Consider the following 14,465-nt stretch of genomic DNA (forward strand, 5'->3'; position numbering starts at 1 on the left):
AGGGTCTGTAACGCCGTAGCACCGAAGAGCGATCATCCATCCGGGTGGTCGCTCTTCGGCGTATCCGGGGTCCGGCGGCGGTCGCCTTGCACGCGTGACGGTGAAGAGTAGGGTGATCTTCGTCGTGCCGTCGCCGGGGCCCTGAGAGCCCCCTGGCGGCAACCGGTTTGGGCAAGGGGGGCCTTGACGAACCGCACGCGGCGCGCAATTCTCAGGGCGTCGTCACAAGGATCCGAATCCGAGGCATGGATCGACGGCGAAGAGGGCAGTATCTGGGTGCGTTGAGGGCGAGGCCTTGCCGCACAGGTGGTGAGAACAACGAGGAGCGAACACGGTCCCCGAGAACCGCACTGGACATCAGTGTGCCAAGTGGCTACACTGACCCTTTGCGCTGCCTGTTAGCTGCCCCCTGCCCGTCACCAGGGGTCTGCCCTCGCCCGAGCACTGACGACCAGAGCATGCCTGACCTGGCTCTTTAGCCACATCAGGCACCCCCTGTCTCCGTGCACGGAAGAGGGGCCGGTACGCGCGTAGTGAGTCCGAGCCCTCGGAAGGACCCCCTCTTGGCCGCCTCGCGCAATGCCTCGACCGCGAATACGAACAACGCTGCCAGCACCGCCCCGCTGCGCATCTCCTTTGCAAAGATCAAGGAGCCCCTCGAGGTTCCGAACCTTCTCGCGCTGCAAACCGAGAGCTTCGACTGGCTGCTCGGCAACGACGCCTGGAAGGCTCGCGTCGAGTCGGCTCTGGAGTCCGGTCAGGACGTCCCCACCAAGTCCGGTCTGGAGGAGATCTTCGAGGAGATCTCCCCGATCGAGGACTTCTCCGGGTCGATGTCGTTGACCTTCCGCGACCACCGTTTCGAGCCCCCGAAGAACAGCATCGACGAGTGCAAGGACCGCGACTTCACGTACGCGGCGCCGCTCTTCGTCACCGCCGAGTTCACCAACAACGAGACCGGCGAGATCAAGTCCCAGACGGTCTTCATGGGCGACTTCCCGCTCATGACCAACAAGGGCACCTTCGTCATCAACGGCACCGAGCGTGTCGTCGTGTCGCAGCTGGTCCGTTCGCCGGGTGTCTACTTCGACTCCTCCATCGACAAGACGTCCGACAAGGACATCTTCTCCGCCAAGATCATCCCGTCCCGGGGTGCCTGGCTGGAGATGGAGATCGACAAGCGCGACATGGTCGGTGTCCGCATCGACCGCAAGCGCAAGCAGTCCGTGACCGTCCTCCTCAAGGCCCTCGGTTGGACGACCGAGCAGATCCTCGAGGAGTTCGGCCAGTACGAGTCCATGCGCGCCACCCTGGAGAAGGACCACACCCAGGGCCAGGACGACGCGCTGCTCGACATCTACCGCAAGCTGCGTCCGGGCGAGCCCCCCACGCGTGAGGCCGCGCAGACGCTGCTCGAGAACCTCTACTTCAACCCGAAGCGCTACGACCTCGCCAAGGTCGGCCGCTACAAGGTGAACAAGAAGCTCGGCGCGGACGAGCCGCTGGACGCCGGCGTGCTCACCACCGACGACGTCATCGCCACCATCAAGTACCTGGTGAAGCTGCACGCCGGTGAGACCGAGACGGTCGGCGAGTCGGGCCGGGAGATCGTCGTCGAGACCGACGACATCGACCACTTCGGCAACCGCCGCATCCGCAACGTCGGCGAGCTGATCCAGAACCAGGTCCGTACGGGTCTCGCCCGTATGGAGCGCGTCGTGCGCGAGCGCATGACCACCCAGGACGTCGAGGCGATCACGCCGCAGACCCTGATCAACATCCGGCCGGTCGTCGCCTCCATCAAGGAGTTCTTCGGCACCAGCCAGCTGTCCCAGTTCATGGACCAGAACAACCCGCTGTCGGGGCTGACGCACAAGCGTCGACTGAACGCCCTGGGCCCGGGTGGTCTCTCCCGTGAGCGGGCCGGCTTCGAGGTCCGCGACGTGCACCCGTCGCACTACGGCCGCATGTGCCCGATCGAGACGCCCGAAGGCCCGAACATCGGTCTGATCGGCTCGCTCGCCTCGTACGGCCGCATCAACCCCTTCGGCTTCATCGAGACGCCGTACCGCAAGGTCGTCGACGGCCAGGTCACCGACGAGGTCGACTACCTGACCGCCGACGAGGAGGACCGCTTCGTCATCGCGCAGGCCAACGCCACGCTCAACGACGACATGCGCTTCTCCGAGGCCCGCGTCCTGGTCCGCCGCCGTGGCGGCGAGGTCGACTACGTCCCCGGTGACGACGTCGACTACATGGACGTCTCGCCGCGCCAGATGGTGTCGGTCGCGACCGCGATGATCCCGTTCCTGGAGCACGACGACGCCAACCGTGCCCTCATGGGCGCGAACATGATGCGCCAGGCCGTGCCGCTCATCAAGAGCGAGTCCCCGCTCGTCGGCACCGGCATGGAGTACCGCTCCGCCGCCGACGCCGGTGACGTGGTCAAGGCCGAGAAGGCGGGTGTGGTCCAGGAGGTCTCCGCCGACTACATCACCACCACCAACGACGACGGCACGTACATCACGTACCGCCTGGCCAAGTTCTCCCGGTCCAACCAGGGCACCTCGGTCAACCAGAAGGTCATCGTCGCCGAGGGCGACCGGATCATCGAGGGCCAGGTCCTGGCCGACGGTCCGGCCACCGAGAACGGCGAGATGGCGCTCGGCAAGAACCTGCTGGTCGCGTTCATGCCGTGGGAGGGTCACAACTACGAGGACGCGATCATCCTGTCGCAGCGCCTCGTGCAGGACGACGTCCTCTCCTCGATCCACATCGAGGAGCACGAGGTCGACGCCCGTGACACCAAGCTCGGCCCCGAGGAGATCACCCGGGACATCCCGAACGTCTCCGAGGAGGTCCTCGCCGACCTCGACGAGCGCGGCATCATCCGCATCGGTGCCGAGGTCGTCGCCGGCGACATCCTGGTCGGCAAGGTCACGCCCAAGGGCGAGACCGAGCTGACGCCGGAGGAGCGCCTGCTCCGCGCGATCTTCGGTGAGAAGGCCCGTGAGGTCCGCGACACCTCGCTGAAGGTCCCGCACGGCGAGATCGGCAAGGTCATCGGCGTCCGCGTCTTCGACCGCGAAGAGGGCGACGAGCTGCCGCCGGGCGTGAACCAGTTGGTCCGCGTCTACGTCGCGCAGAAGCGCAAGATCACCGACGGTGACAAGCTCGCCGGCCGCCACGGCAACAAGGGCGTCATCTCCAAGATCAACCCGATCGAGGACATGCCGTTCCTGGAGGACGGCACGCCCGTCGACATCATCCTGAACCCGCTGGGTGTCCCGTCCCGAATGAACCCGGGGCAGGTCCTGGAGATCCACCTCGGCTGGCTCGCCAGCCGCGGCTGGGACGTCTCCGGCCTCGCGGAGGAGTGGGCCGAGCGCCTCCAGGTGATCGGCGCCGACAAGGTCGAGCCCGGCACCAACGTCGCCACCCCGGTCTTCGACGGTGCGCGCGAGGACGAGCTGGCCGGCCTGCTCCAGCACACCATCCCGAACCGCGACGGCGAGCGCATGGTGCTCCCGTCCGGCAAGGCGCGGCTGTTCGACGGCCGCAGCGGTGAGCCGTTCCCGGAGCCGATCTCGGTCGGCTACATGTACATCCTCAAGCTCCACCACCTGGTCGACGACAAGCTGCACGCCCGGTCGACCGGCCCGTACTCGATGATCACCCAGCAGCCGCTGGGTGGTAAGGCCCAGTTCGGTGGCCAGCGCTTCGGTGAGATGGAGGTGTGGGCGCTGGAGGCGTACGGCGCCGCGTACGCCCTCCAGGAGCTGCTGACCATCAAGTCCGACGACGTGACCGGCCGCGTGAAGGTCTACGAGGCCATCGTCAAGGGCGAGAACATCCCTGAGCCCGGCATCCCCGAGTCCTTCAAGGTGCTCATCAAGGAGATGCAGTCCCTGTGCCTCAACGTGGAGGTGCTGTCCTCGGACGGCATGTCCATCGAGATGCGTGACACCGACGAGGACGTCTTCCGCGCTGCGGAGGAGCTCGGCATCGACCTGTCGCGGCGCGAGCCGAGCAGCGTCGAAGAGGTCTGACGGGAGTCAGGCGGGGCCTTCCACCCGAAGTCCCCGCCGATCCCGCGACCCCCGTTTCAGACCACAGACTTACAACCCTGAGAGGGATTGACGCATAGTGCTCGACGTCAACTTCTTCGACGAGCTCCGGATCGGTCTGGCCACCGCTGACGACATCCGTCAGTGGAGCCACGGCGAGGTCAAGAAGCCCGAGACCATCAACTACCGCACCCTCAAGCCCGAGAAGGACGGACTCTTCTGCGAGAAGATCTTCGGTCCGACCCGGGACTGGGAGTGCTACTGCGGCAAGTACAAGCGCGTCCGCTTCAAGGGCATCATCTGTGAGCGCTGCGGCGTCGAGGTCACTCGCGCCAAGGTGCGCCGTGAGCGGATGGGCCACATCGAGCTGGCCGCGCCCGTCACCCACATCTGGTACTTCAAGGGCGTCCCGTCGCGCCTGGGCTACCTGCTCGACCTGGCGCCGAAGGACCTCGAGAAGGTCATCTACTTCGCCGCGTACATGATCACGTTCGTGGACGAGGAGCGCCGCACCCGCGACCTGCCCTCGCTGGAGGCCCACGTCTCCGTCGAGCGCCAGCAGATCGAGCAGCGCCGCGACTCCGACCTGGAGGCCCGCGCCAAGAAGCTCGAGACGGACCTCGCCGAGCTGGAGGCCGAGGGCGCCAAGGCCGACGTGCGCCGCAAGGTGCGCGAGGGTGCCGAGCGTGAGATGAAGCAGCTGCGCGACCGCGCGCAGCGCGAGATCGACCGCCTCGACGAGGTGTGGAGCCGGTTCAAGAACCTCAAGGTCCAGGACCTGGAGGGCGACGAGCTGCTCTACCGCGAGCTGCGCGACCGCTTCGGCACCTACTTCGACGGCTCGATGGGCGCCGCCGCGCTGCAGAAGCGCCTGGAGTCCTTCGACCTCGACGAGGAGGCCGAGCGCCTCCGCGAGATCATCCGCACCGGCAAGGGCCAGAAGAAGACCCGTGCGCTCAAGCGCCTCAAGGTCGTCTCCGCGTTCCTGCAGACCAGCAACAGCCCCAAGGGCATGGTGCTCGACTGCGTGCCGGTCATCCCGCCGGACCTGCGTCCGATGGTGCAGCTGGACGGTGGCCGCTTCGCGACCTCCGACCTGAACGACCTGTACCGCCGTGTCATCAACCGCAACAACCGCCTGAAGCGGCTTCTCGACCTCGGTGCGCCCGAGATCATCGTGAACAACGAGAAGCGCATGCTCCAGGAGGCCGTCGACGCGCTCTTCGACAACGGCCGCCGCGGCCGCCCGGTGACGGGCCCCGGCAACCGTCCGCTGAAGTCGCTGTCCGACATGCTCAAGGGCAAGCAGGGCCGCTTCCGCCAGAACCTGCTCGGCAAGCGAGTCGACTACTCGGCGCGTTCCGTCATCGTCGTCGGCCCGCAGCTGAAGCTGCACCAGTGCGGTCTGCCCAAGGCCATGGCGCTGGAGCTCTTCAAGCCGTTCGTGATGAAGCGCCTGGTCGACCTGAACCACGCGCAGAACATCAAGAGCGCCAAGCGCATGGTCGAGCGCGGCCGCACGGTCGTGTACGACGTGCTCGAAGAGGTCATCGCGGAGCACCCGGTTCTGCTGAACCGCGCGCCCACCCTGCACCGCCTCGGCATCCAGGCCTTCGAGCCGCAGCTGGTCGAGGGCAAGGCCATCCAGATCCACCCGCTCGTCTGCACCGCGTTCAACGCGGACTTCGACGGTGACCAGATGGCCGTGCACCTGCCGCTGTCCGCGGAGGCGCAGGCCGAGGCCCGCATCCTGATGCTGTCCTCGAACAACATCCTGAAGCCGGCCGACGGCCGTCCGGTGACGATGCCGACCCAGGACATGGTCCTCGGTCTGTTCTTCCTCACCACCGACTCCGAGGGGCGTGGCCCCAAGGGCGAGGGCCGTGCCTTCGGCTCCTCCGCCGAGGCGATCATGGCGTTCGACGCCGGAGACCTGACGCTTCAGGCGAAGATCGACATCCGCTTCCCGGTGGGAACCATCCCGCCCCGCGGTTTCGAGCCCCCGGCCCGCGAGGAGGGTGAGCCGGAGTGGCAGCAGGGTGACACCTTCACCCTGAAGACCACGCTGGGCCGTGCGCTCTTCAACGAGCTGCTGCCCGAGGACTACCCGTTCGTCGACTACGAGGTCGGCAAGAAGCAGCTCTCCGAGATCGTCAACGACCTCGCCGAGCGCTACCCGAAGGTCATCGTGGCGGCGACGCTCGACAACCTGAAGGCGGCCGGCTTCTTCTGGGCCACCCGTTCCGGCGTCACCGTCGCCATCTCCGACATCGTCGTTCCCGACGCGAAGAAGGAGATCGTCAAGGGCTACGAGGCGCAGGACGAGAAGGTCCAGAAGCAGTACGAGCGCGGTCTGATCACCAAGGAAGAGCGCACGCAGGAGCTCATCGCGATCTGGACCAAGGCGACCAACGAGGTCGCCGAGGCGATGAACGACAACTTCCCGAAGACCAACCCGGTCTCCATGATGGTGAACTCGGGTGCTCGCGGAAACATGATGCAGATGCGTCAGATCGCCGGTATGCGTGGTCTGGTGTCGAACGCGAAGAACGAGACGATCCCGCGTCCCATCAAGGCGTCCTTCCGTGAGGGCCTGTCCGTGCTGGAGTACTTCATCTCCACGCACGGTGCCCGTAAGGGTCTGGCGGACACCGCGCTGCGGACCGCCGACTCGGGTTACCTCACGCGTCGTCTGGTCGACGTCTCCCAGGACGTCATCATTCGCGAGGAGGACTGCGGCACCGAGCGCGGTCTCAAGCTGCCGATCGCCTCGCGCGACGCGGACGGCACGCTGCGCAAGGCCGAGGACGTCGAGACCAGCGTCTACGCCCGCATGCTCGCCGAGGACGTCGTCATCGACGGCAAGGTGATCGCGCCGGCCAACGTCGACCTCGGTGACGTCCTGATCGACGCCCTGGTCGCCCACGGCGTCGAGGAGGTCAAGACCCGCTCGATCCTGACCTGCGAGTCCCAGGTCGGCACCTGCGCCATGTGCTACGGCCGCTCGCTGGCCACCGGCAAGCTGGTCGACATCGGTGAGGCGGTCGGCATCATCGCCGCCCAGTCCATCGGTGAGCCCGGCACCCAGCTGACGATGCGTACCTTCCACACCGGTGGTGTGGCCGGTGACGACATCACGCAGGGTCTGCCGCGTGTCGTCGAGCTCTTCGAGGCCCGTACCCCGAAGGGTGTCGCCCCGATCTCCGAGGCCTCCGGCCGCGTCCGGATCGAGGAGACCGAGAAGACCAAGAAGCTCGTCGTCACCCCCGACGACGGCAGCGACGAGACGGCGTTCCCGATCTCGAAGCGTGCCCGTCTGCTGGTGGGCGAGGGCGACCACGTCGAGGTGGGCCAGAAGCTCACCGTGGGTGCCACCAACCCGCACGACGTGCTGCGCATCCTGGGTCAGCGTGCCGTCCAGGTCCACCTGGTCGGCGAGGTCCAGAAGGTCTACAACTCGCAGGGCGTGTCGATCCACGACAAGCACATCGAGATCATCATCCGGCAGATGCTGCGCCGCGTGACGATCATCGAGTCCGGCGACGCCGAGCTGCTGCCCGGCGAGCTGGTCGAGCGGACCAAGTTCGAGACCGAGAACCGTCGTGTGGTCCAGGAGGGCGGTCACCCGGCCTCCGGTCGTCCGCAGCTGATGGGTATCACCAAGGCCTCGCTGGCGACGGAATCCTGGCTGTCGGCCGCCTCCTTCCAGGAGACGACCCGAGTCCTGACGGACGCGGCGATCAACGCCAAGTCCGACAGCCTCATCGGCCTCAAGGAGAACGTCATCATCGGTAAGCTCATCCCGGCCGGTACGGGCCTGTCCCGCTACCGCAACATCCGGGTCGAGCCGACCGAGGAGGCCAAGGCCGCGATGTACTCGGCCGTCGGCTACGACGACATCGACTACTCGCCGTTCGGCACGGGCTCCGGCCAGGCCGTTCCGCTGGAGGACTACGACTACGGTCCGTACAACCAGTAAGCGGTCAGCTTGATACGCCCGAAGGGCGGTCACCCCGAGCGGGTGGCCGCCCTTCGGCGTGTCAGCGCCCGGTCGCCAAGTGGGCCCGCAGGTGATGCAGCCGGGTGTGAAGGTCGGGGTGCGAGTCCAGCAGTCGTGCGACGACTCCCTCGTCCTCGGCCGGCAGGTTTAGGGCCGCGGCGTGGGCCCGTGCGGCCTCTTCGCGCTCGTGTTCCTCGCACAGCACTGTGATCAGCTGCGCCGCGAAGCCGAGGTTCGCAGCGTGTTTGTCTGCGCGCAGCTCGGCGCGTCGGGACACGGCGGCCGCCAGGTAGGGCGTGACGAAGGGCAGAAGGACCAGTCCGTACGTGGCCGTCGCGAGGGCGACCGTGGCGGCGCCCACGAGCCCGGTCAACACGGCCGCGGTGCCCACGGGAAGCCGGTCGACGCGGGAGGCGAGGGCCCGGAGCAGACGCCAGGTGAGTCGGCCGGGCAGCGCGTACCAGAAGGTGAGCAGTGAGGTCCAGGAGTGACCTCGGGTGTGGTGGCCGAGCTCGTGTGCGAGGACGCCTGCGAGCTGCGCGGCCGACAGGTGCCTGAGTGAGTGTCGGGTGACTCCGATGATGTGGCCGGCGGCGGCCATGGCGTTGACCCCGTCACTGTCCTCGACCCAAAGATGGTATGCCGCCGAGTTCACCCCGGCACGTGCGGTGACTTCGCGCCATACGTGGCGCAGCACGCGGTCCTCTTCGGGGGTCGGATGGCGCAGGCCGAACAGGCGGCGGGCGAGTATCCGCTCCAAAGGCCGGTGGAAGACGAACCCGCCGCTCAGCACCCAGATGCCGCAGACGATCCACCAGGGTGGTCCACCCAGCGGCTCGATGAGGTAGGCCGCCCCGCAGACGACGGTCAGACTCGCGCAGGCGTGCGGGAGATGCAGCGCCAGATGGCCGAGAGCGGTGCCGTCGGCACCACGCTGACGTGCCGCGATGACGATCCTGCCGGGACGCGGCGGTAGGTCCTCGTCGTGTGGGGGCGGCGGTTCCGGTTCGGCCGGGTTGCCGTGCTCGGAGCTGATGGGCATGGCGCTTCCTTCCGGTACGAGTGGACGGCGCGGCAGAAGGCCGGCTCAGGTGAGAAGCAGGGACGCGGGCAGCAGAAGCGCAGCGCAGCCGAAGGCGATCAGCCCCGCACGGATCCAGAAGTGCTTGCGGGCGGCGATGCCGCTCGTCTCGGCAAGGGCGATCAGCATGCCGTGAGCAGGGTCGCGTCCGGTGTCCGCCAGGGCGGCGGAAAGGCGGCCGGACCTGGATGCTCTTCGTACGTCGCCGAAGTAGGTGAGAGGCCGGCCGGGAGCCCAACGGCTGGGGCGGTAGCGGGGGACGACCGCGAGCAGGGCGGCCAGCAGAGCAGTCAGCAGCAGGGCCGTGCCGGCCCACCACAGCACGGCAGCGGGTGCCGGGAGCGGGGCCGGCCGCCAACGGGAGTTGGCCAGCAGCGCGGCGGGAACGCCGGCCGACAGACCGAGCGCCGCCACCAGGACGGCTGCCTTGGCGTCGGCCCGCGCTATCTCCGCTCGGAGGTCGGTGAGCAGGTGTGCGCCGGCTTCCACCAGGACGGCGTCCGACGACGGGCCGGCCGGGCTCACGTGCCCGGCTCCGGCGGCGCCGCCGGGTAGGGCGGTGACTTCACCGCTGGGGAGGTGGCCCCCAGGATGGCGGTCATACGATCCGCGATGAGCTGGTGCGGCTCGTCCAGTTGGTGGTCCTCCAGCCGCCTGCTGTCCAGCGCCCGGTCGATCAGATGGAGCTGGGTCTCGACCAGTTTGGCCTGCTCGTCGCGGAGGTGTCCGAGGACCAGCTGGGTGTCGTCGGGGTGTACCGCCAGGTGCAGCGCGAGCGCGGCGATGCCACCGCGTTCCAGATGATGCTCGTAGAACCGGATCTTTTCCGCGGTGCGACTCACCTCGTACGTCTGCTGAAGAACCGCCGCCTTGTGCTCGGGTTCCACGGCCTCCGCCTCGTGCCGGGCGGTCCGCAGCCGCGCTTGGTGGTTCCGTTCGGACGCGTCGCGGCGCAGTCGGACCGAGCACGCCGTGCGCAGACCCAGCTCCTCACCGAGCCACGAGGTGTCGTTCACCGCCTGCTGCACGGCCCGCTCGGCGGCCGCGCTCTCGTCGATGGCGTAACCACGACTGGCCGCGCGAAGCACGGGGAGCACTCTGCGGGTGACGAGTCCAGGCACGTCCCGCTCCTGGCTGCGGACGAACCGCTCGGCATCCACGACGCGCCAGGTGATGTCCGCGGTGGCCTCGAACTCGAAACTGTCGACCTTGCTCGGCAGGAGCACGCTCAGCTGGAAGGCATGGGGGTCGGTGTCCACCTCGTACAGGGCGACAAAGCGCCGTGTGGAGGCGGGGCGGGCCGGTGGCGGGAAGGTCTCGTACAACCCGGTGCGTGTGACGCAGACCAGGGCGTAGTCGATGCGTCCCATGAAGCGGCGGCGGCCGATGTGGAAGCGGGAGAGTTGCCAGACCGTGCGGACCGGGTCCTCGAAGGTGCGGGCCGGGGCCGTGGGCGGCGGTGGTTGCCGGAACCAGTCGAGCTCGTCGGATTGCTGGGGGTGTTCCATGGTCTGCCTTCCGTGAGCGGTCAGGCGGGGGAGAGGTGGTTCAGCAGGCGGTCGGCGGCCGGAGAGGGGACGCCACCGGAGTCGCGGACCGTACGCAGCAGGTGGGTGATGCGCCGATGGTTGACGGGGGTTTCGGCGAGTTCGTACAGCAACGGGACGAGGGCCCGTTCCGACTCGGGGTCGGTGTCGGCCGCGCGTACCCAGCCGCGCAGCACGGCAAGGGCCGGCGCGGTGTGGGTCCGGTCGGCCAGGAGCGCGTCCCAGAACTGGGCGAGGTGCCGGGTGACCGTGCTGTTTCCGGCGGCCAGGGCCTCCCCGTACCAGTCGAGGACGATGGGCCGTCCCCTGTCTTCCTCCTTCGACTGGGTGCAGGCCTGGAAGAAGGCGAGCAGCGCGTATGGGCGGGCCGTACGGTCGGCGTGGTCCGGGTCGAGCTGTCTGGCGAGTTGGGCCAGCACGGGGCCCCGCACGGCGAGAAGCAGCAGCTCCAAGGCGTCGGCGAACTGCTTGGTCGCCTCCGACGGCTTGTCGTCCTCGGTATCGGCGTCGCTGTCGTCGGGCGGCTGTCGGCGAGCCGCGTCCAGGAGCGCTTCCAGGGCTTCCTCGTGGTGTACCGGGCCCAGCAAACCGAAGGCGCGGATGGCGGTCCAGCGGCGGCTTTCCACCTCGCCGGTGCACCATTCGTGGAGGATGCGCAAAATGGTAGGGACCTTCAGCAGTTGAGCCATGGTGAGGGCATTGGCCGCCGCCAGCCAGGAGTGCGGATCACGGGCATCTGCCCACGGTTCGATGAGATGCGCCAGCGCGGACGAAAGGTCGAAGTGAGCGAGCTGGGCGGCGGCAGAGGCAGCCCTGGTCCGTACCAGAGGGCGGCGGTCCTCGGCGAGTTTGCGCAGCCACTCGGCGACCGCCGGGCGGGCCGAGGGATGGCGGTTCCACACCTCCTCCAGCAGCAGCGGGGATGTCTGCCGGTCGCGGAATTCGGCGAAGAAAGTACCGATGACGGGTCCGTGTTCGGTGACCTCCGTATCCACGTAGCCCGTGGCGCGGGCGAGTCGCAGTCGTTCCTCGCGCGAGGTGCCGAAGACGGGGATACGGGGAGCGGCGAAGGGGTCCTCGATCTTCTGCAACCGCACGAACAGGCCGTCGCCGACCTCCGCGGCCACCGCGTACGGGGCTTTGTCGAAGACCGCGAGCGAGATGAGGAATGCCTTCTCCCGCAGGATGGGCTCGACCTCCGTGAGCCAGCGGGAGACCTGGCCGCGTACGGCCGCCGCCCCGTATGCGGCCAGTCGCCGTTCGTCGGTCTGCCCGTGGTGCAGGGCGACGACTTCCTTCGCGAAGCGCTCGATCTGGCGCGGCGGGTGCTCCTGGGCGAGGAACTCCTTGACCGCCGCCCGTTCACGTAGGTGTGGCCAGGCGCTCTCGCCGGTTGCCGGGGTGACGTGAGCGTGCAGTATGTCCTCGGCGGACGGGGGGTCCCAGCGTACGGAGGAGATGTCGCCCAGTGCGGCCGACGGCTCCACTGTGATCACCAAGTAGGCCCCACGGCGTTCCAGTTCCCGGCGCAGGGCCAGGAGGTGCGGTTGCCGCAGAGGGCGGTTCCGGCTGACGGTCAGATCGCACAGGACGTGACCCGCGCCGGTGTCCAACTGCTCGGAGAGTGCGGGGAAGGCTGTGGGCGGCTCCAGCTCGAAGAATCGGTCGAGGCCGAGCCGGTGCAGCAGCATCAGCGCGGCAGTTCTGCGTCCCGTCTCCCGTCCGCCGGACAGGAGGAGGAACCGCTCCGCCTTCAGTCGGGTGAGGACCTCGCCGAAGTCCTCGGCTTCCTGGAAGGCGCCGGCCAGTCTCTCCACCTCTGCCCCGGGGACGGGCCCGGGAGTGGCAACGGACGCTTCGGCTCGGCCGCCGCCGATGTGAAAGATCGTGTCGCCGTAGTGCGAGCCGCCCGACTGCCCGAACTGGTCACCGCCGACCAGGGTGGAGATGAACTCGGGTCCGTGCGCGATCAGGTCCCGGCGTGCTGCCCATGCCTTCTGGCGCGGTTGTTCCTGGCCCTCGGCAGACTCCTCCTGCTCTTTGCGCTCGCCGTCCTGCGCGGTCTCGTCGGCCTGCTTGGCCGGGGCCGCCGCCTCCGCCTGGCTCATCGGCGCTCGTCCCGTCCACGACGGGTGAAGTCGAACCGCTGGTCGCCGTGGACCGTGCCTCCGCTCACGCCGTACTGGTCGCCGTGCACGTGGGTGGTGGTCGCGGGTCCGGAGACCGCCGGGTCCGGGACCGGCGCGGAGTCCGAAGTGGCGGCCCGGGAGGCGGCCGCGTCAGGCAATCCGTGCACCCAGGCCACCGTCGGCCCCTCCTTCGTCTCCACAGTGACCCGGCGGAAGTCGTCCGGACGTACACCGAGCGGGCCGTGCCGGACGACTCCTGTGTAGATGCCGTCGGACACGCACAGCACACTGTGGTCGTCGCGCTGCTTGAGGGCGTCCCGCAGGGGGTCGGAGTTGAGGAGGCGCACGGCGTGATTGAGGTCCGAGCCGACCCAGCCGTCGAGTTCGTCGATCGCGACGTACCCGGCGGACAGCACCATGCGCAACCGCATTCGGGCGCTGCTGGCGATCAGCCGGTTCTTGCTGTGCAACAGGGCGGGAGCCTCGGTGAGCAGGGTCTTGACGAGCGCCGGGACCGAGGCCTGGACGTCGATGAGCTCCATCACCGAGTCACCTCGGTCCGCGCGCAGCCGAGCCGATTCGTCGATGCCGGCGGCGAGGAGCGTGGCGTCGACGACCTCGTACAGGAGCCGGCGCAGGAACGCCTGCTCCACGTCGTCGCGGGAGCCGAACTGCTCGATGTCGAAAAGGAGGATGGTGCGGTACAGGGGATCCGTCACGGTTCTGCCTCTCGTGCTCGTCTGATTGAGCAGCACGATGGCGGACGGACGACAGGTGTCAGAGGGCCGATGACACGGACCAAGTGTGACCGTGTGCACAGAAGACAGCCTGTCCGGCGGGCTGTCAGGCGGGCTGTCCCCCGATGATGCGACGCAGGATGTCGGGGCGCAGGACGACGATGCGTCGGCGTCGGGTGACCACGACATGCCGGTCCCGCAGTTCCCTGAGGAGCCGGGCAACCGCCTCGCGCGAGGAGCCGACCGATCCGGCGAACTCCTGCTGGCTGAGGCCGATGGTCAGCTCGACACCCTCGTCGGTGCGGGCTCCGTGCGTGCGAACCAGTTCCAGCAGGAGCACTGCCAGGCGCTCACGTACGGTGAGGGCCGCCCACTCCAGCCGCCGACGGTCGGTCGAGCGCTGCCGGTCGGTGGTCAGGCTCAGCAGCCGCAGGGCGGCTCCGGGGTGAGCCGTGAGGAAGGCGGTGAAGCGGGTCTCGTCGATGACGACCGCTTCGACGGCGTCGAGCGCGGTGACGGTCGCCGAACGATGACGCCCGCTGAGCGCTGCGCCCTCGCCCACGATGTCTCCTGGACCTCGAAGGGCCAGGAGGGCTTCGTAGCCGTTCGCCGCGATCGCCGTCACCTTGGTCCAGCCGTGCAGCAGCAGGAGCACATGGGAGGAGGGCTCGTCCTGGTGGAGGATGACGCTGCGGGCCCGGTAGCGCAGCGGCCGTCCGGCACGGAGCAGGGCTGCGCGGTCGTCCTTCTCCAGCCGCGCGAGGAACGGCACGCCGTCGTCGAACCCGTCGTCATCCCAAGCGTGTGTACGTCCGCCGGTCATCCCGCCGCCCCCGCGTTCGCCTGTGCCGATGCCGCACCCTCGTAACCAGCCAACGTACTTCACCTGGGCATACGGGCAACG

General features: G+C 68.3%; 8 protein-coding genes. 2 read left to right on the plus strand and 6 right to left on the minus strand.

The features are described 5' to 3' along the window. Positions 1-563: 563 nt before the first annotated feature. Together rpoB and ACFV9J_RS01510 are read left to right on the plus strand one after the other, a co-directional pair. Complete coding sequence (gene rpoB, locus ACFV9J_RS01505) at positions 564-4,049, plus strand: DNA-directed RNA polymerase subunit beta (protein ID WP_385348162.1); 3,486 nt, start codon at positions 564-566, stop codon at positions 4,047-4,049. A 97-nt stretch (positions 4,050-4,146) separates the two neighbouring features. Then, entirely contained in the window at positions 4,147-8,046 is a 3,900-nt protein-coding gene (locus ACFV9J_RS01510; RefSeq protein WP_385348165.1) for a DNA-directed RNA polymerase subunit beta', read from the plus strand. A gap of 61 nt (positions 8,047-8,107) precedes the next feature. On the opposite strand, the gene ACFV9J_RS01515 is transcribed toward ACFV9J_RS01510, so the two are convergent. The 6 genes from ACFV9J_RS01515 to ACFV9J_RS01540 form a co-directional block, all read right to left on the minus strand. Beyond that, positions 8,108-9,109: a M48 family metalloprotease gene (locus ACFV9J_RS01515; RefSeq protein WP_385348168.1), complete on the minus strand. Its 1,002-nt coding sequence runs from the start codon at positions 9,107-9,109 to the stop codon at positions 8,108-8,110. A gap of 45 nt (positions 9,110-9,154) precedes the next feature. Continuing rightward, the gene (locus ACFV9J_RS01520) at positions 9,155-9,673 is read right to left on the minus strand and encodes a Pycsar system effector family protein (protein ID WP_385348171.1); all 519 of its coding nucleotides are present in this window, start codon (positions 9,671-9,673) and stop codon (positions 9,155-9,157) included. Then, positions 9,670-10,656, minus strand: a complete 987-nt coding sequence (locus ACFV9J_RS01525; RefSeq protein ID WP_385348174.1) for a hypothetical protein — start codon at positions 10,654-10,656, stop codon at positions 9,670-9,672. The genes ACFV9J_RS01520 and ACFV9J_RS01525 overlap by 4 nt, the downstream gene beginning before the upstream one ends. 20 nt (positions 10,657-10,676) lie before the next feature. Continuing rightward, positions 10,677-12,803 carry a hypothetical protein gene (locus tag ACFV9J_RS01530; RefSeq protein WP_385348177.1) on the minus strand — a complete coding sequence of 709 codons (2,127 nt, stop codon included), beginning with the start codon at positions 12,801-12,803 and terminating at the stop codon, positions 10,677-10,679. After that, positions 12,800-13,543 (minus strand): hypothetical protein, encoded by a 744-nt coding sequence (locus ACFV9J_RS01535; RefSeq protein WP_385348180.1) that lies wholly within the window; start codon positions 13,541-13,543, stop codon positions 12,800-12,802. The genes ACFV9J_RS01530 and ACFV9J_RS01535 overlap by 4 nt, the downstream gene beginning before the upstream one ends. 124 nt (positions 13,544-13,667) lie before the next feature. Next, positions 13,668-14,384 (minus strand): Crp/Fnr family transcriptional regulator, encoded by a 717-nt coding sequence (locus ACFV9J_RS01540; protein WP_385348183.1) that lies wholly within the window; start codon positions 14,382-14,384, stop codon positions 13,668-13,670. Positions 14,385-14,465 lie beyond the last annotated feature (81 nt).

The sequence above is a fragment of the Streptomyces sp. NPDC059906 genome (assembly GCF_042730645.1).
Lineage (GTDB): Bacteria > Actinomycetota > Actinomycetes > Streptomycetales > Streptomycetaceae > Streptomyces > Streptomyces rubrogriseus.